Below are 25,296 nucleotides of genomic sequence, written 5' to 3' on the forward strand. Positions count from 1 at the left end.
TACTCCTCCGCCCCTGGCCGGACCCCCGCGCCCGGGTCCGTGGTCGGAGCGCCCTGCGACTTTGGGACCGTCCGTGGGAAAAAGCCTGTGCGAGACCGATGAGTTTGCGCGACGGTAAAGGTCTTCCCATGCGTAGCCCAAGAACGCGGAAGGACCATCGATGAGCACGCACACGTCCGGACTCGCGATCGAGACCGCGGGCCTGGTGAAGACGTTCGGCGAGACCAGGGCCGTGGACGGCGTCGACCTCGCCGTGCCCGCCGGCACGGTCTACGGCGTCCTCGGGCCGAACGGCGCCGGCAAGACCACCACGGTGAAGATGCTCGCCACCCTCCTGCGGCCGGACGGCGGCCAGGCCCACGTCTTCGGCCGTGACGTCGTGCGCGAGGCGGACGAGGTGCGCAGCCGGGTGAGCCTCACCGGGCAGTACGCGTCCGTGGACGAGGACCTCACCGGCACCGAGAACCTGATCCTGCTGGGCCGGCTCCTGGGACACGGCAAGACGGCCGCGCGGCAGCGCGGCGAGCAGCTGCTGGAGGCCTTCGGGCTGACCGACGCGGCGGCCAGGCAGGTCAAGCACTACTCCGGCGGCATGCGGCGGCGCATCGACATCGCCGCGTCCATCCTCAACACCCCCGACCTGCTCTTCCTCGACGAGCCGACCACCGGCCTGGACCCGCGCAGCCGCAACCAGGTGTGGGACATCGTGCGCGCGGTCGTCGCCCAGGGCACGACCGTGCTGCTGACCACGCAGTACCTGGACGAGGCCGACCAGCTGGCCTCCCGGATCGCCGTCATCGACAAGGGCCGGGTGATCGCCGAAGGCACCAAGGGCGAGCTGAAGGCGTCCGTCGGGGCCGGTTCGGTGCACCTGCGGCTGCGGGACGCGGGCCGGCGGCCGGAGGCCGAGCGGCTGCTGCGGGACCTGCTGGTCGCCGAGGTGCAGCTGGAACCCGACCCGGTGGCACTGACCGCGCGGCTCGGGGTGACGGCCGGCGACGCGGCCGCCGACCAGGCCGCCAAGGCGCTCGGCGAGCTGACCCGGGCCGGCATCACCGTCGACAACTTCTCCCTGGGCCAGCCCAGCCTCGACGAGGTCTTCCTGGCGCTGACCGGGCACGACACCGGCCAGGGCGGCGACGACGCCACCGGGGCCGGCCCCGACACCGACACGAAGGACGAGGTGGCGGCATGAGCACGGCCACGAGCACCGGGGGCAAGGAGCTCTCCGCGGTCAGCACCGAGTCGCTGGCCGCCCTGCTGGTCGCCAAGGAGCGGCCGCCGCGGCCCAGCGCCCTGTCGACCTCGCTGACGTTCGGCTGGCGCGCGATCCTCAAGATCAAGCACGTGCCGGAGCAGCTCTTCGACGTCACCGCCTTCCCGATCATGAACCTGCTGATGTTCACGTACCTCTTCGGCGGTGCGCTGGCGGGCTCGCCCAGTGACTACATCCAGTTCGTGCTGCCGGGCATCCTCGTGATGTCGGTCGTGATGATCACGATGTACACCGGGGTCTCGGTCAACATCGACATCGAGAAGGGCGTCTTCGACCGGTTCCGCTCGCTGCCCATCTGGCGGCCCTCGGCGATGGTCGGCTACCTGCTCGGCGACGCGCTGCGCTACACGATCGCTTCCGTGATCATGCTCGTCGTGGGCCTGCTCCTCGGCTACCGGCCCGACGGCGGGTTCGGCGGTGTGGTCGCCGGAATCGCGCTGCTGCTGCTCTTCTCGTTCGCGTTCTCGTGGATCTGGACGATGTTCGGGCTGATGCTGCGCACCGAGAAGTCGGTGATGAGCGTCAGCATGATGGTGATCTTCCCGCTCACCTTCCTGTCCAACGTCTTCGTCGACCCGAAGACGATGCCGGGCTGGCTGCAGGCATTCGTCAACAACAGCCCGATCACCCACCTGGCGTCCGCGGTGCGCGGACTGATGGCGGGCGAGTGGCCCGGCGTGGAGATCGCCTGGACGCTGGGCTGGGCCGGCGTGCTGCTGCTGGTCTTCGGCCCGGTCACCATGCGGCTGTACAACCGCAAGTGACCCGGCCGGTACGGCGTCGGCGCCGACCGCCCGCGGTCGGCGCCGTCAGTCGCGGGGCAGCGGGCGGGCGTCCGGGGCCACATGGGTGGCCGGAGTCGCCCGTACGATCGTGATCAGGCGATCCGTCAGCTGGAGCTCGCCGACGGCCGGATCGTCGTAACCGAGCACCCGGTGCCCGCGCAGGACGCTGACCACCAGGCCGTCCACCTCCCGCGGAACCCTGCCCGCCTCGGACTTTATGACCGGCCGCTCGATGAGGTCGAGGCCGCTGCCCTGGCTGATCAGGTCTTCCATGACCATGCCGGCGGCGGGGCTGAGCACCGAGAGACCGAGCAGGCGGCCCGCGGCGCTGGCGCTGGTGATCACGGCGTCGGCGCCGGACTGCTTCAGCAGCGGCGCGTTCTCCTCCTCGCGGACCGCGACCACGATCTTCGCGCCGCGGTTGAGCTGCCGGGCGGTGAGCGTGACCAGTACGGCCGTGTCGTCGCGCTGGGTGGCGATGATGATCTGCTTCGCCCGGAACAGCTCGGCGCGGTTGAGCACATCGCTGCGCGTCGCGTCGCCTATCACCCCCGCGTAGCCGTGGGCCGTGGCGGCCTCGATGGCCTTGCCGCTGGGGTCGACCACGACGACCTGCTCCTTGCGCAGCCCGGTCGCGCAGACGGTCTGGATCGCCGACCGTCCCTTGGTGCCGAATCCGACGACGACGGTGTGATCGCGCAAGGTGGACCTCCAGCGGTTCAGGCGCCACTCCTCCCGAGTGCGCTCGGTGAGGGCTTCCAGCGTGGTGCCGACCAGGATGATCAGGAACAGCACGCGCAGCGGCGTGATGACGAAGATGTTGGTCAGCCGGGCGGCGTCACTGACGGGCGTGATGTCGCCGTAGCCCGTGGTGGAGAGGGTGACGGTGGCGTAGTAGAAGGCGTCGAGGAGGTCGACGGAGCCGTCGGAGTTGTCGTTGTAGCCGTCGGCGTCGGCGTAGACGATGAAGGCCGTCACCAGCAGGACCACCAGGGCCAGGGACAGCCGCTTGCCGACCTGGCGGATCGGGTGCTCGACCAGCTTCCTGGGGAGTTTCACCCGATGGGTCACGAGGTGTTCGTCCGCCTGACGGGCGATCGCGTCCTGGCCCGGAAGTTTCACGTGAAACACACTCCGATACCGCCGGTGGTCCAGGGCAGGTCGAGCAGTTCCGCCTCCTGACCGGGCCGCGCACCGCCCGGCGGTACGACGGCCAGGGCGTCGGCGGCGGCGATGCCGCGCAGCATGGCCGGACCGTTGTAGTGCAGGGGCACGGCACGGTCGCCGCGCAGGATGACGGGGACCAGCCGGGTGTCGTACGGGTGCCCGTGCACCGCGTCCCGCAGTGGCAGCGTGTAGGGCTCGGGCGCCGGGCGGGCGGCGAGGATGCGCAGCAGCGGCTCGGCGAGCGTGAGCAGTCCGGAGACGGCGGCGAGCGGGTTGCCGGGCAGGCCGACGAGGTGCTGGTCGTCCCCCAGGCGGGCCAGCAGCATCGGGTGGCCGGGGCGTACCTTGACGCCGTCCACGAGGAGTTCGGCGCCGATGCGGCTCAGGACGGGGTGCACGTGGTCGACGGGGCCCGCGGCGGTGCCGCCGGTCGTGACGATCAGGTCGGCGTCGGAGGCCGTGACGGCGCGGTGCAGGGCCTCGGCGTCGTCGCCGATCCGGCAGACCGTGCGGACCTCGGCGCCCAGGGCGCGCAGCCAGGGCGGCAGCATCGGGCCGAGCGCGTCCCGGATGAGGCCGTCGTGCGGCAGTCCCCCGGTGAGCAGTTCGTCGCCGAGGACGAGGACGTCGACGCGGGGGCGGGGGACCGCGGTGAGCGTGTCGTACCCGGTGGCCGCCGCGAGGCCCAGTACGGCCGGGGTCACCACGGTGCCGACGGGCAGCAGCTGGTCGCCGCCGCGGCACTCCTGGGCGCGCGGTCGGATGTCCTGACCGTGGACGACCTCGCGGGTGGGGTGCAGGCGGCCGCGTTCGTCGGTGCGGCCGTGCTCGGTGCGCAGGACGGCGGTGGTGTCCGCGGGGACGCGGGCGCCGGTGGCGATGCGGACGGCTTCTCCGTCGGTCAGGGGCGCGGGTTCCGCGTGTCCGGCCAGGACGCCTTCGTCGCGCACCGTCCAGGGGGCGGGGCCGGAGACGGCCCAGCCGTCCATCGCGGAGGTGTCGAAGGAGGGCAGGTCGGTGAGGGCGGTGAGCGGGGTGGCCAGGGTCAGGCCGAGGGCCGCGTCGAGGGGCGCCGGGACGGGGGATCGGCGGGCGGCACGGACGGCGGAGCGGGCCGCGCGTTCGGCGGTCGTCCGGGCCTCGGGCCAGGGGGTCGCGCGGTGGCGGTCGCCGTGGGGGTGGGGGCCACCGTGGTGGTGCGGGTCGCCGTGGTGTGAGGCGTGCGGCTGGGTGGCCGGTCCGTCGGGGGTGCCGCCGGGAGGGCCGGGGTTCTCCTTCACGAGGGCGAGCGCCTCCTCGACGTCGAGGTCGTCGGCTTCCTCGCCGGTCCGGGTGCCGGGGGAGGTCATCGGGCGTCCGGGCGGGTGTCGGGGGTGGCGTCGGGAGCCACGTCGGGCTTGCCCGCCGGGGTCGGGGCGGGCGGGGCCTCGGCGGCCGCGGCCTCCTCCGCCCAGTGCCCGGCGAGGGCTGCCGCCTTGCGGGCGGTCTCGGCGACGGCCTCGGGGCCGCCCCCGGCCCGTCCGGCCGCGTAGCCGACGAGGAAGGTGGTCAGCGGCGCCGCGGGCCTGGCCACCCCGTGGGCGGCGTCCCGGGCGAGGTCGAGCAGGAGGCCGGTGTCGACGTCGAGGTCGATGCCCAACTCGTCCTTGGCTGCGGAGATCCATTCATCCAACACGTGACCATGCTCCCTGATGCGTGCCCTTGCGGTGGCGATGTCGTCCCAGGTGTCGCAGTCGAAGGAGGCGACGGCGTCGGGGACACGGGTGAGGCGGAGGGCGCCGGTCAGCCGGCGCAGGGGCAGCCCGGTGAGGTCCGCACGGTCCGCCCCGCCCGCCCCGGCTCCCCGGTCCCGGGTGAGCGCGGCCAGTACGCGGCGCAGCGCGGACGCGCGGTAGGCGGCGACGAGGGGCTGGTCGCGGCCGTCGGCGTCGGTGAGGAGGACACCGTCGGTGTCGCTCGCGGCGAGGGCCGACAGCAGGCGTCCGACGGTGGGACCGGCCAGGAACGGCAGGTCGGCGGAGAGGACCACGACGTGTTCGGCCGTGGTGTGCCCGAGGCCGGCGGCGAGGGCGGCCAGGGGTCCGCCGCCCGGCGGGTCCTCGCGCGCCCAGGTCACCGGGCGCGCGGTGGGCCGCGGGGCGGCCACGACGACGGTGCTCCGCGCTCCGGCGCAGGCGGCGAGCACCCGGTCCAACAGCGCCCGCCCGCCCACCCGCAGGCCGGGTTTGTCGGCACCGCCGAGCCGCCGGGCGGCCCCGCCGGCGAGCACGACGGCGTCGTACCCGACGAGGTCCGCGCCCGGCGCGGGATCGGTGCCGGCGCCGGGGGCACCGGAGGGCTGGTACGCGGTCACCCCCCGAGTATGCGTCCCTGCGCGATCACAGGGAACGTGGGGGAGCCCGCGCGTCAGAGTCGGCGCACCGGCACCGGTGCCGTCACGTCGTCCCGTCCGTCACAACGTCCGCAGCAGCACCGCCGGCTGTTCCACGCAGTCCGCCACGTACCGCAGGAAACCGCCCGCCGTACCGCCGTCGCACACCCGGTGGTCGAACGTCAGCGACAGCTGCACGACCTGACGCACCGCCAACTCGCCCTCGTGGACCCACGGCTTGGGGACGATGCGGCCGACGCCGAGCATGGCGGCCTCGGGGTGGTTGATGATCGGCGTGGAGCCGTCGACGCCGAAGACTCCGTAGTTGTTCAACGTGAAGGTCGAGCCGGTCAGTTCACCGGGCGTCAGCCGTCCCTCGCGGGCCGTCTCGGTGAGCCGGGCGAACTCGGCGGTGAGCCCTTCGGCGTCCCGCGCGTGCGCGTCGCGGACGACCGGCACGACCAGCCCCCGGTCCGTCTGCGCGGCGAAGCCGAGGTGGACGTGGTCGAGCTGGACGACCTCCCTGGCCTCCGTGTCGACCGTGGAGTTCAGCTCGGGGAAGCGGGCCAGGGCGGCCGTGCAGATCCGGGCCAGCAGGGCGACCAGGGAGATCTTCGGTCCGCCCGCCGCGTTCATGGCCGTGCGCGCCCGCATCAGCTCGGTCGCGTCGGCGTCCACCCAGCAGGTCGCGTCCGGGATCTCGCGCCGGCTGCGGGAGAGCTTGTCGGCGACGGCGCCGCGGACGCCCTTGAGCGGCGTACGGATGCCGCCCGGCGGCACCGCGGAGGATGCGCGGGCGCCGGTGGTCGCGGGAGCCGCGGTGGCCTGTTCCCGGGCCGCCTCCGCCGCGTGCGGGCCGGCCTCCTGGGCCGCCGTACGGCCGCTGCCCTGGGCCGCGGCGGCCCGCAGGGCGTACTCCACGTCCGCCCGCAGGATCAGTCCGTCCGGTCCGGAGCCGGTCAGCTCACGCAGATCCAGGTCGTTCTGCCGGGCCAGCCGGCGCACCAGCGGGGAGATGACGGGGACCGGCCCGTCCACCGGCTCGGCGGCCCGGACCCGGCCGTTGGCCCGCCCGACCGCCTCCGTACCGGACGCCGACCCGCCGGCCGCCGCCCCGCCGGACACCCGTCGCTCCGGCCGCACCCGGCGCCGGCGGGCGGGTGCCTCCGAGGTGCCGTACCCGACCAGGACGTTGCCCGAGCCCTCGGACTTCTCCTCCCCCGTCCCGGGCTCCTCGGCCCGCGGCGCCCGCGCGGCACCGCCGTCCGCCCCCTCGCCCACCGCCACCGTCAGCAGCGGCGCGCCGACCGGCAGCTCCGCGCCCTCCTCGCCGAAGCGGGCGGTGACCACGCCGCCGTACGGGCAGGGCACCTCGACCATCGCCTTGGCCGTCTCGACCTCGACGACCGGCTGGTCGACGGCGACGACGTCGCCGACCTCGACCATCCAGCGCACGATCTCCGCCTCGGTGAGGCCCTCACCGAGGTCGGGGAGCTTGAACTCCAGGCTGCGACCGTCAGAAGCGTGTGCCATCAGCTTTCGGCCTCCCACTGCAGGCGCCCCACGGCGTCCAGGATCCGGTCCACACCGGGCAGGTGGTGACGCTCCAGCATCGGCGGCGGGTACGGGATGTCGAACCCGGCCACACGCAGCACCGGCGCCTCCAGATGGTGGAAGCAGCGCTCCGTGACCCGGGCCGCGATCTCCCCGCCCGGGCCCCCGAAGGAACCCGACTCGTGGACGACGACCGCGCGTCCCGTCCGCCGCACCGAAGCGCACACCGTCTCGTCGTCGAACGGCACCAGGGAGCGCAGATCGACGACTTCGAGGTCCCAGCCCTCGGCCCGGGCCGCCTCGGCCGCCTCCATGCAGACGGCCAGCGACGGCCCGTACGTGATGAGTGTGGCGCTCCGGCCGGAGCGACGCACCACCGCGCGGCCTACCGGCTCAACGGGCGTCGGCTCCTCGGGGTTCCAGGTGTCCTTCGACCAGTACAGCCGTTTGGGTTCGAGGAAGACGACCGGGTCGTCGGAGGCGATGGACTGGCGCAGCAGCCCGTAGGCGTCGGCGACGGTCGCGGGCGTGACGACATGGAGCCCCGGAGTCGCCATGTAGTACGCCTCGGACGAGTCGCTGTGGTGCTCGACGCCGCCGATGCCGCCGCCGTAGGGGACACGGATGGTCAGCGGCAGGGGCATCTTCCCGCGGGTGCGGTTGCGCATCTTGGTGACGTGGCTGACGACCTGCTCGAACGCCGGGTAGGCGAAGGCGTCGAACTGCATCTCCACGACCGGACGCAGCCCGTACATCGCCATGCCGACGGCGGTGCCGAGGATGCCGGCCTCGGCGAGCGGGGTGTCGGTGCAGCGGTCCTCGCCGAACTCCTTCGCGAGTCCGTCGGTGACCCGGAAGACGCCGCCGAGGGTGCCCACGTCCTCGCCCATGACGTGCACGCTCGGGTCGGCGGCCATGGCGTCGCGCAGCGCGCGAGTGAGGGCCTGCGCCATGGTGGCCGGCTTGACGGCGACCGTGGTCATCGTTGTCCCCCTTCGGTCGTCCCGGACGCGGAACCGGACCCGGAACCGGTCTCCGCCTCGGCCTCCGCCGCCAGCTCGGCGCGCAGCAGGTCCCGCTGCTCGCGCAGCTGCGGCGTGGGCTCGGCGTAGACGTGGGCGAACAGGTCCATCGGGTCGAGGGCCGGGTCCTGGTTCATGCGGGCGCGCAGGTCGGCTGCCATGGTCTCGGCGTCCTCGCGGGCGGCCGCGACGCCGTCCTCGTCCAGCAGGCCGCGCTCGGTCAGCTCCCGCTCCAGCAGCTCGACCGGGTCGTGCCGGCGCCAGGTCTCGACCTCGGCGTCGCCCCGGTAGCGCGTGGCGTCGTCGGCGTTGGTGTGGGCCTCCACGCGGTACGTGATCGCCTCGACCAGCGTGGGGCCGCCGCCCGCGCGGGCGCGCTGTACGGCGTCGGACAGGACCTCGTGCACGGCTGCGGCGTCGTTGCCGTCGACCAGGCGGCCGGGCATCCCGTAGCCGACGGCCTTGTGGGCCAGCGACGGGGCGGCGGTCTGCTTGGCGAGCGGCACGGAGATCGCGAAGCCGTTGTTCTGCACGAGGAAGACGACCGGCGCCTGCCAGACGGCGGCGAAGTTCAGCGCCTCGTGGAAGTCGCCCTCGCTGGTGCCGCCGTCGCCCACCATGGCGAGGGCGACCACGTCGTCGCCCCCCAGCCGGGCGGCGTGCGCGAGGCCCACGGCGTGCGGGAGCTGGGTGGCGAGCGGCGTGGACAGGGGGGCGACCCGGTGCTCGCTGGGGTCGTAGCCGGTGTGCCAGTCACCGCGCAGCAGAGTGAGGGCCTCGACGGGGTCGACGCCGCGGGCGACGACGGCGAGGGTGTCGCGGTAGCTGGGGAAGAGCCAGTCGCGCTCCTGAAGGGCCAGCGCGGCGGCGACCTCGCAGGCCTCCTGGCCGGTGCTGGAGGGATAGACGGCCAGCCGCCCCTGCTTGGTCAGCGCCGTGGCCTGCGCGTTGTAGCGGCGGCCGTGGACCAGCCGGGCGTACAGCGTGCGCAGCAGCTCGGGGTCGGCCTGCTCGGCGGCCTTCGTGCCGAGGACGCGGTACGGCTCCGCGTCGGGCAGCAGCGGCGCGGGGTCGGTACGGGGCTGCCAGGCGGGCGGCGGTGTGGGCCGGTACGCGCCCCGCTGCTCCATGACCGTCATGACGGCACCTCCTCGTGGGAGCGGCTTCGGGCTCGCCACGGGTGTGACGGGCCTCACCTACCGATTGTTCGGTCGTCGGCACATTTTGGCTACAGGCGGCCCCAGGCTGTGGACAAACGGTTCTCCACAGCCTGAGATGGGTGCAGTACGTCCATCGTAAGAAGGCGGGGGGACATGGCATCTGAACAAATGGCCGAACGCCCGGACGACGCCGGCGGCCCCGAGGACTCCGGAACCCCGCCGCCCCCGCGCCCGCTGGACGCCATCGATCAGGACATCCTGCGCATGCTCCAGGCGGACGGCCGCGCCTCGATACGCTCGGTCGCCGAGCGGGTCCACGTCTCGCGCGCGAACGCCTACGCCCGCATCAACCGGCTCGTCGAGGACGGCGTCATCCGCGGCTTCGGCGCCCGCGTCGACCACGAACGGGCCGGGCACGGCACGTCGGCGTACATCACCCTGAAGATCGTCCAGAACACCTGGCGCACCGTCCGCGCACAGCTGAGGCAGCTCCCCGGGGCCTCGCACATCGCCCTGGTGGGCGGCGACTTCGACGTCCTGCTCCTCGTGCACACCCCCGACAACCGGGCCCTGCGCGAGCTGGTGCTCACCCGCCTCCAGGCCATCCCCGAGGTGCTCAGCACCCGCACCCTCCTCGTCTTCGAGACCGAGGACCTGGAGCCGCAGAGCTGACCGCCGGGGCCACCGGGGCAGCCGGGGCCACCGGCGAGCGGCCCGCTCAGGACGCCTTGCGCAGCCCCCCGAACACCAGCCGCGCCACCGCGTCGACCACCTCGCGCTCGCCCGCACCGCCCGCGCCGCCCCGGCCGTCGGGACCGTCGGGGCGGTACCACTCGACGATCGAGTTGATCATGCCGAAGACCAGGCGGGTCGCGAGCCGCACCTCCACGTCCGCGCGCACGTCCCCCTCGGCGGCCGCCGCCTTCAGCAGATCGGCCACCCGGTGGTCGAACTCGCGCCGCCGCTCCAGCGCCCACCGCTCGGTGCCGGTGTTGCCCCGCACCCGCAGCAGCAGCGTCACATAAGGCAGTTCGGCCATCAGCACCTCGACCATGCGCCGCACGACGTACTCCAACCGCTCGGCGGCGGAGCCCACGCGCGCGTGCTCCTCGTCGAGGATCCCGAACAGCTCGTCCAGGGCGCGGCTCACGGCCCGGCGCAGAAGCTCCTCCTTCCCGGACACGTGGTGGTAGATCGACGACTTGGAGATGCCGGCAGCCTTGGACAGGTGCTCCATGGAGGTGCCGTCGTAGCCGCGCTCGATGAAGACCTGCACGGCGACGGAGAGCAGCGTCTCGGGCGTGTACGTGTCGCGCTTGGCGGTGGTCATGAGGTGCCGCCCTCCTCGGTGTCGGAGGCGTACGTGTGGCGGTGGAGCGCCAAAGAGGGCGCGTAGCGACCCGTGGGGGCGCACTCGTGCAGGTTGGTGAGGACCGCGTGGGCCCAGCCGTCGCCGAGGCGGCGGCTCCACTCCAGCGGGCCGAGCGGGTAGTTGACGCCCAGACGCATCGCGGTGTCGACGTCATCCTCGGTGGCGACGCCCTTGGCCACGGCTTCAACGGCGAGATCGATGATCCGCGCGACGGTGCGCGCCACGATCATGCCGGGGATGTCACCGATGACGCTGACCTTCTTGCCGAGTGCCTGGAACAGGCCGGTGGCCTGGGCGAGGTCCCTCGGTGCGGTGGACTGCGAAGCGGACAGGGCGACACGCGTGGCCGCGCGGTAGTCCAGCGCCAGGTCGAAGTGGACGATGCCGGAAAGCTCCACGGAGGTCTGCCCGTCGGCGAGCACGAGCCGGCCGCCGCCGGGCAGCACGAGCGACCCGCTGCCCTCGTACCCTTCCTCGCGGACCTCGATCCCGGCCTCACGGATCAGCGTGACCAGCTCGGCGGCCGGCCCCAGATCACCCTCGACGACGACGTACGCGGGCCGGTCCGCCGGCTCGGCGGTGTGCGGCTCCGGGCGCTCGGCGCCGTCGCGGTAGTCGTACCAGCCGTGCCCGCTCTTGCGGCCGAGCCTGCCGGACTCGACCAGGCGGCGCTGGGCGAGCGAGGGCGTGAAGCGCACGTCCTGGAAGAACCCCTGCCACACGGAGTGGGTGACGGACTCGTTGACGTCCTGCCCGATGAGGTCGGTCAGCTCGAAGGCGCCCATGCGGAAGCCGCCCGACTCGCGCAGCACGGCGTCGATGGTGGCCGGGTCGGCGCCCTGGTCCTCGTGGACGGCGAAGGCCTCGGCGTAGAAGGGGCGGGCGACGCGGTTGACGATGAACCCCGGGGTGTCGGCGCAGGCGACGGGGGTCTTGCCCCAGGCGCGGGCCGTCTCGTACGCGCGCGTGGCCGACGCGGCGTCGGTGGCGAACCCGGAGACCACCTCCACCAGCGGCAGCAGCGGGGCCGGGTTGAAGAAGTGCAGGCCGACGAAGCGGCCGGGGCCCCGGAGCGCGCCGCCGATGGCGGTGACGGAGAGGGAGGAGGTGTTGGTGGCGAGCAGGCAGTCGTCGCCGACGACGTCCTCGAGCGCGCGGAACAGCTCCTGCTTGACGTCCAGCCGCTCCAGGACCGCCTCGACGACCAGGGCGCAGTCGGCCAGCTCGGCGAGGGCCTCGGCGGGCCGGAGCCGGGCGCGGGCGGCGTCCCGTTCGGCGCCGGTGAGGCGTTCCTTCTCGACGAGCCGGTCGAGCCGGGCGCCGATCGCGTCGGCCGCCTCCCGGGCCCGGCCCGGGGCGGCGTCGTACAGCCGCACGGGGTGGCCCGCGACCAGCGCCACCTGGGCGATGCCCTGACCCATGGTGCCGGTGCCGACGACGGCGACGGGGCTGCTGAGGTCGAGTGCTATCATGTGCGCGATCCTCCCGCACGGGGTTTTCCACAGATGCGGCGGTCCCCCTTGTCCCGACCGATCGTTCGGTTACTCTAGCCGTGTCCGCCTGTTTCTGCCCAGGTTTCCCCCCAGGTCCCGGACTCGACGGAGAGTCGACGGCGCGTCCGGGAGAGACGAGGAGTTGGTCCCGCATGGCCGCCGAACTCACCGCGCACCAGCTGATCGACCGGCACCGGCCGACCCTGGACCAGGCGCTGGAGACGATCCGCACGCGCGCGTACTGGTCCCCCCACCCCGAGCACCCCAAGGCCTACGGGGAGAACGGCAGCCTGGACACGGCCGCGGGCAAGGCCGCCTTCGACGCCCTGCTCGGCACCCGCCTCGACCTCGGCCAGCCCGGCACCGACGACTGGGTCGGCGGCGAGGTCTCCCCGTACGGGATCGAGCTGGGCGTGGAGTACCCGCACGCGGACCTCGACGTGCTGCTGCCCGCCATGAAGGCGGGCCAGCGGGCGTGGCGGGACGCGGGCCCGGAGCTGCGGGCGATGGTCTGCCTGGAGATCCTCAAGCGGATCGCGGACCGCACCATGGAGTTCGCGCAGGCGGTCATGCACACCTCCGGGCAGGCCTTCATGATGGCCTTCCAGGCGGGCGGCCCGCACGCGCAGGACCGCGGCCTGGAGGCGGTGGCGTACGCGTACGCGGAGCAGTCCCGCACGCCCGGGACGGCCGAGTGGACCAAGCCCCAGGGCAAGCGCGACCCGCTCGCGCTGACCAAGGCGTTCACGCCGGTCCCACGCGGCATCGGCCTGGTCATCGGCTGCAACACCTTCCCGACCTGGAACGGCTACCCGGGCCTGTTCGCCTCCCTCGCCACCGGCAACGCGGTCCTGGTCAAGCCCCACCCCCGCGCGGTGCTGCCGCTCGCGATGACCGTGCGGGTCGCCCGCGACGTCCTCACCGAGGCAGGCTTCGACCCGAACCTGGTCGCGCTGGCCGCCGAGCGCCCCGGCGAGGGCATCGCCAAGGCCCTGGCCACCCGCCCGGAGATCCGGGTCATCGACTACACCGGCTCCACCTCCTTCGGCGACTGGCTGGAGGCCAACGCCCGTCAGGCCCAGGTCTTCACCGAGAAGGCCGGCGTCAACACGGTGATCGTCGAATCGACCGACGACTACAAGGGCATGCTCGGCAACCTGGCGTTCTCGCTGTCCCTCTACAGCGGCCAGATGTGCACCACCCCGCAGAACCTGCTGATCCCCCGCGACGGCATCCGCACCGACCAGGGCGCCAAGACCTACGACGAGGTGACCGCCGACCTCGCCCGAGCCGTCGAGGGCCTCCTCGGCGACGACGCCCGCGCCAACGCCCTGCTCGGCGCCATCGTCAACCCGGACGTCAAGGCCCGCCTGGAGGCCGCCGCCGGCCTCGGCGAGGTCGCCCTCGCCTCCCGCGAGGTGGCCAACCCGGAGTTCCCGGACGCGGTCGTGCGCACCCCGGTGATCGTCAAGCTGGACGGCGCCAAGCCCGACGACGAGGCCGCCTGGACCAGCGAGTGCTTCGGCCCCGTCTCCTTCGCCGTCGCCGTCGACTCCGCCGACCACGCCGTTCAGGTGCTGCGCCACAGCGTCCGCGAGAAGGGCGCGATGACGGTGGGCGCGTACACGACCGACCCGGAGGTCGAGCAGTCCGTGCGGGAGGCCTGCCTGGAGGAGGCCGCCCAGCTCTCCCTCAACCTCACCGGCGGGGTGTACGTCAACCAGACGGCCGCATTCTCCGACTTCCACGGCTCGGGCGGCAACCCGGCGGCCAACGCGGCACTGTGCGACGGAGCGTTCGTCGCCAACCGCTTCCGGGTGGTGGAGGTCCGCCGGCCCGCCTAGGACGGCCGGTCAGGACAGGCGCGGTGCGCCCCGCCCGCGCTCCAGTGGTACAGCGTCATGGCCACACTGGTCGCGAGGTTGTAGCTGGAGACCTGGGGGCGCATCGGCAGCGCCACCAGGTGGTCGGCCCGCGCGCGCAGTTCGGGCGACAGCCCGCTGCGCTCGGAGCCGAAGGCGAGCAGCGCGTCGTCCGGCAGCTTCAGCCCGCGGATGTCCTCGCCCTCCGGGTCCAGCGCGAACAGCGGCCCGGACGGCAGCCGATCCACCTCCAGCCGCTCCACCACGGTCGCGAAGTGCAGCCCCGCCCCGCCCCGCACCACCGTGGGGTGCCACGGGTCGAGGGTGCCGGTGGTCACGACGCCGGTCGCCCCGAAACCGGCGGCCAGCCGGATCACCGCCCCCGCGTTGCCGAGGTTGCGCGGCTGGTCGAGGACGACCACGGGCGCCCGCCGGGGCGTGTGCGCCAGCGCCCGCAGTCCGGCCTCGCGGGAAGGCCGTACGGCCAGGGCGGCCACCGCGGTGGGGTGCGGGCGCGGCACCAGGGAGGCGTACGCCTCCCTCGCCACCTCGGTCAGCAGCCCGTCCAGGGCGGACCGTACGTCGGGTGCCAGCTCGTCGGCGAGGGCCAGGGCCGCCGTGCGGTCGGCGGTGACGGCCACGGGGACCTCGGCACCGAAGCGCAGCGCGTGCTTGAGGGCGTGGAAGCCGTCGAGCAGCACGCAGGCACCGGCGTACCGGCGCCAGTCGGCGAGCGGGTCGGGGTCGGTCATGCCCCGAAGCCTACGTGCGTGTGATCGGGGCCCCCTTTGTCCCCGGCACCGGCCTCCCGCTTGTCCCCGGCACCGGCCGCCTGGGCACCGGTCTCCCACGCGCCGGTCCCGCCGGAGCGGGCACGCGGCCCGGGCACCGTCGCCGTACCGCCGTCCCCGCCCCCGGCCGGCAGCCCGTCCGCCCGCGAACCCGGCAGCAGGAGCAGCAGCCGGTCCCGCCCGCGCACCGCCCAGCCGCCCATCCGGCGCAGGAAGGAGGTCGGCAGGAAGACCGCGTCGGCGGCGATCATCGCCAGCGAGAAGAACGGCAGCCCCAGCACCACGGCGATCACCGCGTGCTCGGTCATCATGGCGGCCAGCAGCACGTTCTTGACCCGCCGGTTGAACAGCGTGAACGGGAAGGCGACCTGCACGGCGACCGTGCCGTAGGTCATGAGCATGACCATCGTGCCGCTGGACGCCAGGACGTCGGACAGCGCGGGCCACGGCGAGAAGTAGTCCAGGTGCAGCGGGTAGAAGACCGCGGTGCCGTCCTGCCAGCGCGAGCCCTGGATCTTGTACCAGCCCGCCGTGGCGTAGATCAGACAGGCCTCCGCCATGATCACTACCAGGGCGCCGTTGTGCACGACGTTGGTGACCACGTCGAGCAGGATGCGCGGCTGCCCGCTCCCCCCGCCGCTCCCGGTGCCGCGCCCCACGGCCCACCACAGGCCCTGCGCCACCCACACCGCCCACAGCAGCGCCGGGACGAACCAGTCGCCGGCCAGCCCGCCCGCCAGCGTCACCGTGAGCAGCAGGAACCCGAACACGCACCACAGCACCGGCCCGACCCGGTCCGCCACCCGCTCGCCGCGCGCCCGGGCCTCCTCGGCGCGCCGCGCCCGGCGGGCGTCCAGCGACCACACCTGGCCGCAGCGCGTGAGGACCAGGTAGATGCTCATCAGGTGCAGGACGTTGTCGCCGCCGTCCCCCATGAAAACGCTGCGGTTCTGCAGGGAGAGCACGCCGACCATGAAGAGGACGGACACGGTCCGGGTGCGCCAGCCCAGCAGGAGCAGCACGCTGCTCAGCACGGCCAGCGCGTAGACGATCTCGAACCAGACCCGCCCGTCGGACCACATCAGCACCGAGAAGGCGCCGTTGTCCGCGATCAGCTGCTCGGCGAGGTCGTGGCCCCAGGGGCTGTCGGGTCCGTACAGCTCGTGGCGGTGGGGCAGCTCACGCAGCAGGAACAGCAGCCAGGTGACGCTGAAGCCGATGCGGATCACGGCCGTCTGGTACGGGCCCAGCGCGCCACCGGTGACGCGGGCGATGCCGCGGGACACGGAGAGGACGATGCGGTTCACGCGGCACCCTCTTTCTTCGCGGCGGCGTCCTCACCCTCGCCGGACACCGGCCACCAGGGCAGTTCGCGCACGGTCGGCCGGTCGGAGACCTTCACCCCGCTCCACGGGGGCGGCTCCACATTGGTGGTCCGGGAGCGGTACTGGACGCGCTCGACCACGCCGCCCGGACCGGCGGCGTCGTTGCGTTCCAGGCGCAGGACCGCGATGCGCCGCAGATAGGACTCGGAGAGCGTGCCCCGCAGGCCCACCGGACGGTCGTCGGAGTCGTGGGTGGCGACGAAGAAGTCCCAGGCCCGCCGGAGCTCGTTCTGCTGGGTGTGGCTCGGCACCGGGTTGCCGTCGATGGCCCGGCCGTCCTCGGCGGACAGGTCGTACCAGCCGGTGGTGCGTATGCCGCCGTCCGGCGTGCTCACCTCGGCGCGGACCTGGACGGAGATGTTCTGCTGGAGGGGATTGGGGGCGAAGAGCTTCCAGTTCTGTTCGAACTCCGGGAAGACCCACTCGTCCACCGCGGCGCCGTGCTGCTTGGTGAGGGTGTTCGACGGGGCCACGTGCAGGAAGACCAGCCCCAGGTGGGCGCAGACGGCGACGGCGACGACCGCGAGGGCGATCACGGCACCGACCTGGTAGCGCGGGGAGAGCGCGGCCACACCGGTGCGGGGCTCGGGGGGCTCGGCGGGCTGTGCGGGCCCGGCGGTCCCCGCCTCACCGGTGTCGCCGCCCGGTCCGCCCGGTCCGCCCGGTCCACCCGGTCCGGCCGGGACGTCCTGATCGTCTCCCCGCCCCTGCCGGGCGTCCGAGCCTGTGTCGTACGCGTCCATTCCGCCCCGTTCCGGTCCTGATCCTCGTTCCGCCCGCCCCGCCACGGGGCGCCCGCGCACCACTGGTGCGGCTGCTCGGTGACGTTCGAACGGGAACGGTACTCAGGACCGGCCGCCCGCACAGCCCCCGGCGGACCGACCGCACCGTGGGCGACACCACACCGGCGGGACGGGCCAGGGCCTGCCCCCTAGACGACGTGCCCCGGCTCGCCCTTGCCGTCCACCACGGGCCGCCCGGCCGCCGCCCACACCTGCATGCCGCCGTCGACGTTCACGGCGTCGATGCCCTGCTGGACCAGGTACATGGTGACCTGGGCCGAACGGCCGCCGGAGCGGCAGATCACGTGGACACGGCCGTCCTGCGGCGCGGCGTCGGTCAGCTCACCGTACCGGGCGACGAACTCGCTGATGGGAATGTGCAGCGCCCCGGCGGCGTGACCCGCCTGCCACTCGTCGTCCTCGCGGACGTCCAGCAGGAAGTCGCCGTCCTTGAGGTCCGTGACCTCGACCGTGGGCACACCAGCTCCGAAACTCATGCCCCAGACGCTACCGGAGCCACCGCCCGGCTCAGTCCTGCCCGAGCGCCGCGGCCAGCTCCGCCTCGCGCTCCCGCACCTGGGCCGCGAGCTGTTCGGCGATCTCCTCCAGCAGCCGGTCGGGATCGTCCGGGGCCAGCCGCAGCATGCCGCCGATCGCGCTCTCCTCCAGCTCCTTGGCGAGCAGCGTGAGCATCTCCTTGCGCCGGTCGAGCCATTCGAGGCGGGCGTACAGCTCCTCGCCCCGGCTCGGGCGCCGCTCGGGCACCGGCCCCGCGGCCCACTCCTCGGCCAGCTCCCGCAGCGCGTCCGCGTCACCACGGGCGTAGGCGGCGTTGACCCGGGTGATGAACTCCTCGCGCCGGGCCCGCTCGTCCTCCTCCTGCGCCAGGTCGGGGTGGGCCTTGCGGGCCAGCTCGCGGTAGAGCTTGCGGGCCTCCTCGCTCGGCCGCACCCGCTGCGGGGGGCGTACCGCCTGGTCCGTGAGCATCGCCGTGGCCTCCGGGAACAGCCCGTCCCCGTCCATCCAGCCGTGCAGCAGCTCCTCGACCCCGGGGATGGGCATCAGCCGGGCCCGTGCCTCGTCGGCCCGGCGCCGGTCCTCGGCGTCACCGGTGCGGGCGGCCCGGGCCTCCAGGATCTGCGCCTCCAGCTCCTCCAGGCGCGCGTACACCGGTCCGAGCCGCTGCTCGTGCAGGCGGGAGAAGTTCTCCACCTCCACGCGGAAGGTCTCCAGCGCGATCTCGTACTCGATGAGTGCCTGCTCGGCGGCCCGTACGGCCTTCTCCAGCCGTTCCTCGGGACGCGGCGCACCCCCCTGCTCGGGCTCAGCTTCGGGCGTCGTCACCCGACCAGCCTAGGGCCTGCGGGCCGGGGAAGCCGCCCGCGCGGTCCCCGGCGCTCCCCTCACACCCCCAGCTCCGCCGCGACCCGTCCGGTCCGCACGGCGGCGAGCAGTACGGCGTGGTCGGCCTCCGTGCGGTCGGCGTAGGCCACGGCGAAGGCGGCCACCGCCTCGTCCAGCTCGCCGTTCTTGCCGCAGTAGCCGGCGATCAGCCGCGGGTCGGCGCTGTGCGCGTGGGCGCGGGCCAGCAGGGCGCCGGTCATCCGGCCGTAGTCGTCCATCTGGTCGGCGGCCAGGGCGGTGGCGTCGACGCTGCCCTTGCGGTTGCGGAACTGCCGTACCTGGAAGGGCCGCCCGTCGACCGTGGTCCAGCCCAGCAGGATGTCGCTGACCACCTGCATCCGCTTCTGCCCCATCACCACCCGGCGCCCCTCGTGCCCGGCCCCGGGGGCGTCGAACCCGGCGGTCGCCAGGTGGGCCAGCAGCGCGGAGGGCCGGGCCTCCTTCACCTGGAGCACGAGCGGTTCGCCCCGGTGGTCCAGGAGCAGTACGACGTACGACCGCGTACCGACGCTGCCGGTGCCGACGACCCGGAAGGCGACGTCGTGCACCGCGTACCGGGCCAGCAGCGGGAGCCGGTCCTCGGAGAGGGTCGCCAGGTACGGCTCCAGGGCCGCCGCGACCGACGCGGCCTCGGCGGCCGGAACGCGCCGCAGCACCGGCGGGGCGTCCACGAAGCGCCGTCCGCCGTCCTCGGTGGCCTCGGTCGACTTGGCGGCGAAACGTCCACTGGTGTTGGCGCGGGCCTTCTCGGAGACCCGTTCCAGAGTGCCGAGCAGGTCGTGGGCGTCGGTGTGGGAGACCAGTTCCTCGTCCGCGATGGCGTTCCAGGCGTCCAGCGCGGGAAGCTTCGCCAGCAGCCGCATGGTGCGCCGGTAGGCGCCGGCCGCGTCGTGGGCGGCCTCGCGGCAGGTGTCCTCGTCGGCGCCGGCCTCCCGGCCCGCGAGGACGATCGAGGCGGCGAGCCGCTTGAGGTCCCACTCCCAGGGGCCGTGCACGGTCTCGTCGAAGTCGTTCAGGTCGATGACGAGGCCGCCGCGGGCGTCGCCGTAGAGGCCGAAGTTGGCGGCGTGCGCGTCGCCGCAGATCTGCGCGCCGATGCCGGTCACCGGGGTGCGCGCCAGGTCGTACGCCATCAGCCCGGCCGACCCGCGCAGGAAGGCGAACGGCGTGGCCGCCATCCGGCCCGCGCGTATGGGGGTGAGCCCGGGTATCCGGCCGCGGTTGGACTCCTCGACCGCGCTCACCGCGTCCGGGCGGGAGCCGTCCAGGTCGAGCGCGGCGTGCGCGGACCGCGGGACGCGCGTGCGCAGCGCCTTGCCCTCCGCCTTCGGCGAACCGCCGCCGGGCCACCGCGCGAACCCGGGCACGTCCGGCACTCGGCCGACGCCTCCCTCAGCGCCGCCCGCCGCATCCACCACATTCACCACATCCCCCACGTCCACCGCACCGGCCTCGTCCGCCGCGCCGCGCGTCCCCGTCATCGCCTCGGCCATCCGGCCGACCTCCCCGTCCTCGTACCTGAGCCGTCCCGCCCGCCCGAGCCGTACCGGCAACCGGCACCTGAGCCACCGCCCGAACCGGGCCCGAACCGGCGCCGCACCCGCGCCCGGACCGCCGCCCAGACCGGAGCCACACCGCAAGCCCGGCAGGCCCCAAGCCCGGCAGTCCCCGAGCCCACCCGGACCCGGCCTCACCAGGCCCCGGCCTCACCCGGCCTCATCAGCCCGGCGTCAACGCGCCACGACCGTACCGCCGCACGAACCGTCCGTACACGCCGCCTCCCGCACCACCCGCGCGTACGGCCCGCCCCACCCGTGCGTACGGCCCGCCCCACCCCACCCACCTGGGCCATCCCGCCCCCGGCCACCACCGCACAGGCGCCCCCACTGCGCCCGCCCCTGACGCGCAACCGTCGCGCGCCCGCCCCGCGAACGCCCCCACCAGCCCCGCATAACGCCGGCCAGAGGGCGAAACAGGAGGTGCCCGGGCCCCGGCCGCCGCGCCTACGGTTTCCAGCGATCACCACGGAGCGCGCCCGTCGAAGCAACGACAGCAGCCTGCCCCGCGCCGGCGGGCGCGCTCCCTGTCCCGACGTCCCGGCTGCCGCACGTCCCGCCCAGCTTCCCCAGGGACCACCCCACCGAGGAGACCGAGGAACCGCCATGACCTCCGACGCCCCCACCTCCCCCGCCGCCCCCGACGAACCCGGCCCGGGCCCCGCCCCCGACCGCGGCGTCAGCCGCAAGACGCTGCTCAGGGCGGCCGTAGCCGCAGGCGCCGCCGTCCCGCTGATCGCCACCGGCTCGATCGCGCTGGCCCGGGACGCCGCCCGCGGCTCCACCGGCCGGACCCTGCCGCCGACCCCCTACTGCGACGACGGCGACGACCCGACGCCCGACCAGATGGAGGGCCCCTACTTCAAACCGAACTCCCCGCTCCGCACCGACCTGGTGACACCCGGCACCCCGGGGACCCCGCTGACCGTCAGCGGTTACGTCTTCGGCCGCAACTGCGTCCCGCTGACCGGCGTGCTCCTGGACTTCTGGCAGGCCGACGACGCGGGCGCCTACGACATGGCCGGGTACCGCTTTAGGGGCCACCAGTTCACCGACGCCTCCGGCGCGTTCACCCTGCGCACGATCGTCCCCGGCCTCTATCCGGGCCGCACCCGGCACATCCACGTCAAGGCGCAGGCGCCCGGCGAGCCCGTGCTGACCACCCAGCTGTACTTCCCCGGCGAGCCCCGCAACAGCACGGACGCGCTCTTCGACCCGGCGCTGCTGATGAACGTCCGCGACGCCGGCGGCGGCAAGGAGGCCACCTTCGACTTCGTCCTGAACGTGGACGGCGGCCCTGGCCCGGACCCCACCGACCCGCCCACCGACCCCCCGGGCGGCACCTGGGCGGCCGGCCGTTCCTACGCGGCCGGGGACCGGGTGACGTACGGCGGTGGCGGCTACCGCTGTCTCCAGGCGCACACCTCGTTGGCCGGCTGGGAGCCGCCCAACGTGCCCGCGCTGTGGCGCCGCGAGCCCTGAGACCTTCCTCACAGCATCCGGCACCCCACGGCCCGGCGTCCGAACATGCGGAAGCCCCCCAGGTCCGAGACCTGGGGGGCTTCCGGCTGGTGCGCGAGGGGGGAGTTGAACCCCCACGCCCTTGCGGGCACTGGAACCTGAATCCAGCGCGTCTGCCTATTCCGCCACCCGCGCATTGGGTGTGTCCTCGGGGCCTTTCCTTGCGGTCCGGCGCCTTCCGACACGAGAACATTAGCACGCTGTACGGGGTGGATTCACATCCCTTTCCCAGCGGTGAAGGGCAGGGGAACCGGGACGCCCGCCCTCCTTCGGGCACTCGTCCCGGCCGCCGGCCGTTCACGTATCAACCTCGTACCGGTCCGGCGCATCCGCCCAGGAGCCGGTGGGGGTCGACGGCCGGGTGCGGGACACTGGTCTGCGGCCGCCTCTACGATCCTGGGCATGAGTACCCGGAGGCACCGGGAGGCACCGGGAGGCGTCGACACCGTCGACCGGGCCGACAGGGGGAACCAGCCGATCGACCGGCGCGTGGATACGATCAGTAAGCAGTACCAGGTGGACAGTGCGCGCGTGAGCGGTACGCACGCGGGAAGTACGCAGGAAAGCAGTACGCGAAACAGCAGTACGCAAGGCAGCGGACAGGACGGCAGCGACGGAGGAGGTGCCCCATGGGAGTCCTGAAGAAGTTCGAGCAGCGTCTCGAAGGTCTGGTCAACGGCACCTTCGCGAAGGTGTTCAAGTCCGAGGTGCAGCCCGTGGAGATCGCGGGAGCGCTCCAGCGCGAATGCGACAACAACGCGACCATCTGGAACCGGGACCGCACCGTCGTACCCAATGACTTCATCGTGGAGCTGAGCACGCCCGACTTCGAGCGCCTCAGCCCCTACTCCGGCCAGCTCGGCGACGAGCTCGCCGGCATGGTCCGCGACTACGCCAAGCAGCAGCGCTACACCTTCATGGGACCGATCAAGGTCCACCTGGAGAAGGCGGACGACCTCGACACCGGCCTGTACCGGGTGCGCAGCCGCACGCTCGCCTCCTCCAGCAGCCACCAGGGCGGCCCGGCACCCACCGGACCCGCCGCGCCCCCCTCCCCGGCCGGACGCCCCGGCGGATCCGGCGCCGGAAACGGCGGTGGCTACGGCTACCCGCCGCCCGCCGCCCCCGCCGGCGCCCCGCCCATGCCGTCCGCGCCGCCGCCCGGCGGCCGCCCCGGCGGATACGGCTACCCGCAGCCCGCGGGCGGCCAGCAGCCCCCGGCCGCACCCGCGGCCGGCGGACGCACCCGCCACTGGATCGAGATCAACGGCACCCGCCATCAGATCTCCCGCGCGACGCTCGTGATGGGCCGCAGCACCGAAGCCGACGTGCGGATCGACGACCCCGGCGTCTCCCGCCGGCACTGCGAGATCCGGACCGGAACGCCCTCGACGATCCAGGATCTCGGGTCCACCAACGGCATCGTGGTGGACGGGCAGCACACCACCCGCGCTACGCTCCGCGACGGCTCGCGGATCGTCGTGGGCAGCACCACCGTTATCTATAGGCAAGCCGAAGGGTGATCCGGGGGCAATGTCAGAGCTGACCCTCACGGTCATGCGGCTGGGTTTCCTGGCCGTACTGTGGCTGTTCGTGATCGTGGCCGTGCAGGTCATCCGCAGCGACCTGTTCGGCACGCGGGTCACCCAGCGCGGAGCGCGGCGCGGCGCCGACCGGCCGCAGCAGGCCGCCGCGCGCCAGAGCCAGGCGCCACCACCGCAGCGCCAGCAGCAGGGCGGCGGCCGGGGACGCCGGGGCGCCCCCACCAAACTGGTCGTGACGGAAGGCACCCTCACCGGCACCACCGTTGCCCTCCAGGGCCAGACCATCACGCTCGGCCGGGCACACGACTCGACGATCGTGCTGGACGACGACTACGCCTCCAGCCGCCATGCCAGGATCTACCCGGACCAGAACGGTCAGTGGATCGTCGAGGACCTGGGCTCCACCAACGGCACCTACCTGGACCGGTCCCGGCTGACGACCCCCACACCGATTGGCCCGGGTGCGCCGATCCGCATCGGCAAGACCGTCATCGAGCTGCGGAAGTAGTGCTACACCAATGATTGAGCGCGAGCGGAGCGAGCACGCACCGGCGGCCGGCACCCCGGGCCCCGGCGCGCTCCCGACCGGAGGGTGGGCAGTGTGGCTCGACACGACCGGCTGTACCCGGAGCAGCCGACGGGCGAGGTGCGCATGAGTCTGTCACTGCGCTTCGCCGCCGGTTCCCACAAGGGCATGATCCGGGAGGGCAACGAGGACTCCGGTTACGCCGGTCCCCGCCTGCTCGCCATCGCCGACGGCATGGGCGGCCAGGCCGCCGGCGAGGTCGCCTCCTCCGAGGTGATCTCCACCATCGTCGCCCTCGACGACGACGTGCCCGGCTCCGACGTCCTCACCTCCCTCGGCCACGCCGTCCAGCGCGCCAACGACCAGCTGCGGCAGATGGTCGAGGAGGACCCCGCCCTGGAGGGCATGGGCACCACCCTCACCGCCCTGCTGTGGACCGGCCAGCGCCTCGGCCTCGTCCACGTCGGCGACTCCCGCGCCTACCTCCTGCGCGACGGCGTCCTCACCCAGATCACGCAGGACCACACCTGGGTGCAGCGCCTGGTCGACGAGGGCCGCATCACCGAGGAGGAGGCGGGCACCCACCCCCAGCGCTCCCTGCTGATGCGGGCCCTCGGCAGCGGCGACCACGTCGAACCCGACCTGTCCATCCGCGAGGTGAGGGCCGGCGACCGCTACCTCATCTGCTCCGACGGACTGTCCGGCGTCGTCTCCCACCAGACGATGGAGGACACCCTCGCCAGCTACCAGGGCCCCCAGGAGACCGTGCAGGAGCTGATCCAGCTCGCCCTGCGCGGCGGTGGCCCCGACAACATCACCGTCATCGTCGCCGACGTCCTCGACCTCGACACCGGCGACACCCTCGCCGGGCAGCTGTCCGACACCCCGGTCGTGGTCGGCGCCGTCGCCGAGAACCAGGCCCAGTTCGGCGACAACGGCATCATGCAGACCCCGGCGGGCCGCGCCGCCGGCCTCGGCCGCCAGGGCGGCGGCCGGCACGGCGGAGGCGGCGAGTTCGGCCCGCCCGGCAGCGGCGACACCACCGGCTTCATCCCCGCCGGCGACTTCGACGACTACGGCCCCGACGACTTCGTCAAACCCCGCAAGAACCGCAAGTGGCTCAAGAGATCCCTCTACACGGTGCTCGCCCTCGCCGTCATCGGCGGCGGCATGTACGGCGGCTGGCGCTGGACCCAGACCCAGTACTACGTCGGCACCAAGGACGACCACCTCGCGCTGTACCGGGGCATCAGCCAGGATCTCGCCTGGGTCTCGCTCTCCAAGGTCCAGAAGGACCACCCCGAGATCGAACTCAAGTACCTGCCGCCCTACCAGCAGAAACTGGTCGAGGCCACCATGCCCGAAGGCGACCTCGCCGACGCGCGCGCCAAGATCGAGGAACTGGCGGTCCAGGCCTCCGCCTGCAAGAAGCAGGCCGAGCGCCGCGCCGCGCAGAACGCGAAGAACGAGCAGGACGCCAAGAACGAGCAGAACGCGAAGACGGGCCAGGGCCAGGCCGGAGGCACCACGGGAACCACTCCCGCCTCCTTCACGTCCAAGGCCTCACCGACCCCGAACCCCTCGGGATCGCCGAAGGCACCAGAATCGTCCGAGTCCCCGTCCACGACCGCACCCACTCCAGGCTCAGGACCGACCCTCTCGGAGGAAGAACAGAAGGTCGTCTCGCTGTGCGGTAAGCAGTAGGCAAGCCGTGAGAGGCACCGT

At 73.4% G+C, this 25,296-nt stretch carries 22 protein-coding genes and 1 tRNA gene; 8 read left to right on the forward strand and 15 right to left on the reverse strand.

Features of this window, described 5'->3' with window-relative positions:
* Positions 1-160 precede the first annotated feature (160 nt).
* On the forward strand, positions 161-1,195 hold the full coding sequence (locus tag KUM03_RS00405; RefSeq protein WP_217244790.1) for an ATP-binding cassette domain-containing protein: 1,035 nt from the start codon (positions 161-163) through the stop codon (positions 1,193-1,195).
* Positions 1,192-2,040, forward strand: coding sequence for an ABC transporter permease (locus KUM03_RS00410; protein WP_217244791.1), 849 nt, complete (start codon positions 1,192-1,194; stop codon positions 2,038-2,040). The genes KUM03_RS00405 and KUM03_RS00410 overlap by 4 nt, the downstream gene beginning before the upstream one ends.
* Before the next feature lie 45 nt (positions 2,041-2,085).
* On the opposite strand, the gene KUM03_RS00415 is transcribed toward KUM03_RS00410, so the two are convergent.
* The 6 genes from KUM03_RS00415 to pdhA form a co-directional block, all read right to left on the reverse strand.
* Positions 2,086-3,183 (reverse strand): TrkA family potassium uptake protein, encoded by a 1,098-nt coding sequence (locus tag KUM03_RS00415; RefSeq protein WP_217244792.1) that lies wholly within the window; start codon positions 3,181-3,183, stop codon positions 2,086-2,088.
* Positions 3,180-4,577 (reverse strand): molybdopterin molybdotransferase MoeA, encoded by a 1,398-nt coding sequence (locus KUM03_RS00420; RefSeq protein WP_217244793.1) that lies wholly within the window; start codon positions 4,575-4,577, stop codon positions 3,180-3,182. The genes KUM03_RS00415 and KUM03_RS00420 overlap by 4 nt, the downstream gene beginning before the upstream one ends.
* Positions 4,574-5,581, reverse strand: coding sequence for an NTP transferase domain-containing protein (locus KUM03_RS00425; protein ID WP_217244794.1), 1,008 nt, complete (start codon positions 5,579-5,581; stop codon positions 4,574-4,576). Before KUM03_RS00425 ends, KUM03_RS00420 begins: the two co-directional genes overlap by 4 nt.
* 99 nt (positions 5,582-5,680) lie before the next feature.
* Positions 5,681-7,132, reverse strand: coding sequence for a dihydrolipoamide acetyltransferase family protein (locus KUM03_RS00430; RefSeq protein ID WP_217244795.1), 1,452 nt, complete (start codon positions 7,130-7,132; stop codon positions 5,681-5,683).
* Positions 7,132-8,136, reverse strand: a complete 1,005-nt coding sequence (locus KUM03_RS00435; RefSeq protein WP_217244796.1) for an alpha-ketoacid dehydrogenase subunit beta — start codon at positions 8,134-8,136, stop codon at positions 7,132-7,134. Before KUM03_RS00435 ends, KUM03_RS00430 begins: the two co-directional genes overlap by 1 nt.
* Positions 8,133-9,314, reverse strand: coding sequence for a pyruvate dehydrogenase (acetyl-transferring) E1 component subunit alpha (gene pdhA / locus KUM03_RS00440; RefSeq protein ID WP_217244797.1), 1,182 nt, complete (start codon positions 9,312-9,314; stop codon positions 8,133-8,135). The genes KUM03_RS00435 and pdhA overlap by 4 nt, the downstream gene beginning before the upstream one ends.
* Before the next feature lie 174 nt (positions 9,315-9,488).
* Between pdhA and KUM03_RS00445 the strand changes: the two genes are divergently transcribed.
* Positions 9,489-10,007 carry an Lrp/AsnC family transcriptional regulator gene (locus KUM03_RS00445; RefSeq protein WP_374225239.1) on the forward strand — a complete coding sequence of 173 codons (519 nt, stop codon included), beginning with the start codon at positions 9,489-9,491 and terminating at the stop codon, positions 10,005-10,007.
* Positions 10,008-10,053: 46 nt separating this feature from the next.
* On the opposite strand, the gene KUM03_RS00450 is transcribed toward KUM03_RS00445, so the two are convergent.
* Positions 10,054-10,665, reverse strand: coding sequence for a TetR/AcrR family transcriptional regulator (locus KUM03_RS00450; RefSeq protein ID WP_217244798.1), 612 nt, complete (start codon positions 10,663-10,665; stop codon positions 10,054-10,056).
* The gene (locus KUM03_RS00455; RefSeq protein WP_217244799.1) at positions 10,662-12,179 is read right to left on the reverse strand and encodes a 3-hydroxyacyl-CoA dehydrogenase; all 1,518 of its coding nucleotides are present in this window, start codon (positions 12,177-12,179) and stop codon (positions 10,662-10,664) included. Before KUM03_RS00455 ends, KUM03_RS00450 begins: the two co-directional genes overlap by 4 nt.
* 173 nt (positions 12,180-12,352) lie before the next feature.
* Here KUM03_RS00455 and paaN point away from each other — a divergent pair, with 173 nt between their 5' ends.
* Complete coding sequence (gene paaN / locus KUM03_RS00460; protein WP_217244800.1) at positions 12,353-14,044, forward strand: phenylacetic acid degradation protein PaaN; 1,692 nt, start codon at positions 12,353-12,355, stop codon at positions 14,042-14,044.
* Here the strand turns inward: paaN and KUM03_RS00465 are convergent.
* The 6 genes from KUM03_RS00465 to KUM03_RS00490 all read right to left on the reverse strand — a co-directional run bounded on the left by KUM03_RS00465 (position 14,041) and on the right by KUM03_RS00490 (position 19,917).
* Positions 14,041-14,814 carry an RNA methyltransferase gene (locus tag KUM03_RS00465; protein ID WP_217244801.1) on the reverse strand — a complete coding sequence of 258 codons (774 nt, stop codon included), beginning with the start codon at positions 14,812-14,814 and terminating at the stop codon, positions 14,041-14,043. The two genes, paaN and KUM03_RS00465, sit on opposite strands and share 4 nt — an antisense overlap.
* A complete protein-coding gene (locus KUM03_RS00470; RefSeq protein WP_217244802.1) occupies positions 14,811-16,160 on the reverse strand; it encodes an HTTM domain-containing protein in 1,350 nt (449 codons plus the stop codon). The genes KUM03_RS00465 and KUM03_RS00470 overlap by 4 nt, the downstream gene beginning before the upstream one ends.
* On the reverse strand, positions 16,157-16,981 hold the full coding sequence (locus KUM03_RS00475) for a DUF5819 family protein (protein WP_217244803.1): 825 nt from the start codon (positions 16,979-16,981) through the stop codon (positions 16,157-16,159). Before KUM03_RS00475 ends, KUM03_RS00470 begins: the two co-directional genes overlap by 4 nt.
* A gap of 188 nt (positions 16,982-17,169) precedes the next feature.
* On the reverse strand, positions 17,170-17,499 hold the full coding sequence (locus KUM03_RS00480; protein WP_217244839.1) for a rhodanese-like domain-containing protein: 330 nt from the start codon (positions 17,497-17,499) through the stop codon (positions 17,170-17,172).
* 49 nt (positions 17,500-17,548) lie between these two features.
* Positions 17,549-18,364: a hypothetical protein gene (locus KUM03_RS00485; protein ID WP_217244804.1), complete on the reverse strand. Its 816-nt coding sequence runs from the start codon at positions 18,362-18,364 to the stop codon at positions 17,549-17,551.
* A 59-nt stretch (positions 18,365-18,423) separates the two neighbouring features.
* On the reverse strand, positions 18,424-19,917 hold the full coding sequence (locus KUM03_RS00490) for a DUF2252 domain-containing protein (protein WP_217244805.1): 1,494 nt from the start codon (positions 19,915-19,917) through the stop codon (positions 18,424-18,426).
* Positions 19,918-20,586: 669 nt separating this feature from the next.
* Here KUM03_RS00490 and KUM03_RS00495 point away from each other — a divergent pair.
* Positions 20,587-21,462: a carbohydrate-binding protein gene (locus tag KUM03_RS00495; protein WP_217244806.1), complete on the forward strand. Its 876-nt coding sequence runs from the start codon at positions 20,587-20,589 to the stop codon at positions 21,460-21,462.
* A gap of 87 nt (positions 21,463-21,549) precedes the next feature.
* Here KUM03_RS00495 and KUM03_RS00500 read toward each other — a convergent pair.
* A tRNA-Leu gene (locus KUM03_RS00500) sits at positions 21,550-21,636 on the reverse strand.
* A gap of 494 nt (positions 21,637-22,130) precedes the next feature.
* On the opposite strand from KUM03_RS00500, the gene fhaA reads away from it, so the two are divergent.
* The 3 genes from fhaA (at position 22,131) to KUM03_RS00515 (ending at position 25,275) form a co-directional block, all read left to right on the forward strand.
* Positions 22,131-23,024, forward strand: a complete 894-nt coding sequence (fhaA, locus tag KUM03_RS00505; protein ID WP_217244807.1) for an antibiotic biosynthesis regulator FhaA — start codon at positions 22,131-22,133, stop codon at positions 23,022-23,024.
* A gap of 10 nt (positions 23,025-23,034) precedes the next feature.
* Positions 23,035-23,553, forward strand: coding sequence for an antibiotic biosynthesis regulator FhaB (gene fhaB / locus KUM03_RS00510; protein ID WP_217244808.1), 519 nt, complete (start codon positions 23,035-23,037; stop codon positions 23,551-23,553).
* A 144-nt stretch (positions 23,554-23,697) separates the two neighbouring features.
* Entirely contained in the window at positions 23,698-25,275 is a 1,578-nt protein-coding gene (locus KUM03_RS00515) for a Stp1/IreP family PP2C-type Ser/Thr phosphatase (protein ID WP_217244840.1), read from the forward strand.
* Positions 25,276-25,296 lie beyond the last annotated feature (21 nt).

The organism is Streptomyces sp. AC602_WCS936, assembly GCF_019049125.1.
Taxonomy (GTDB): Bacteria; Actinomycetota; Actinomycetes; order Streptomycetales; family Streptomycetaceae; genus Streptomyces.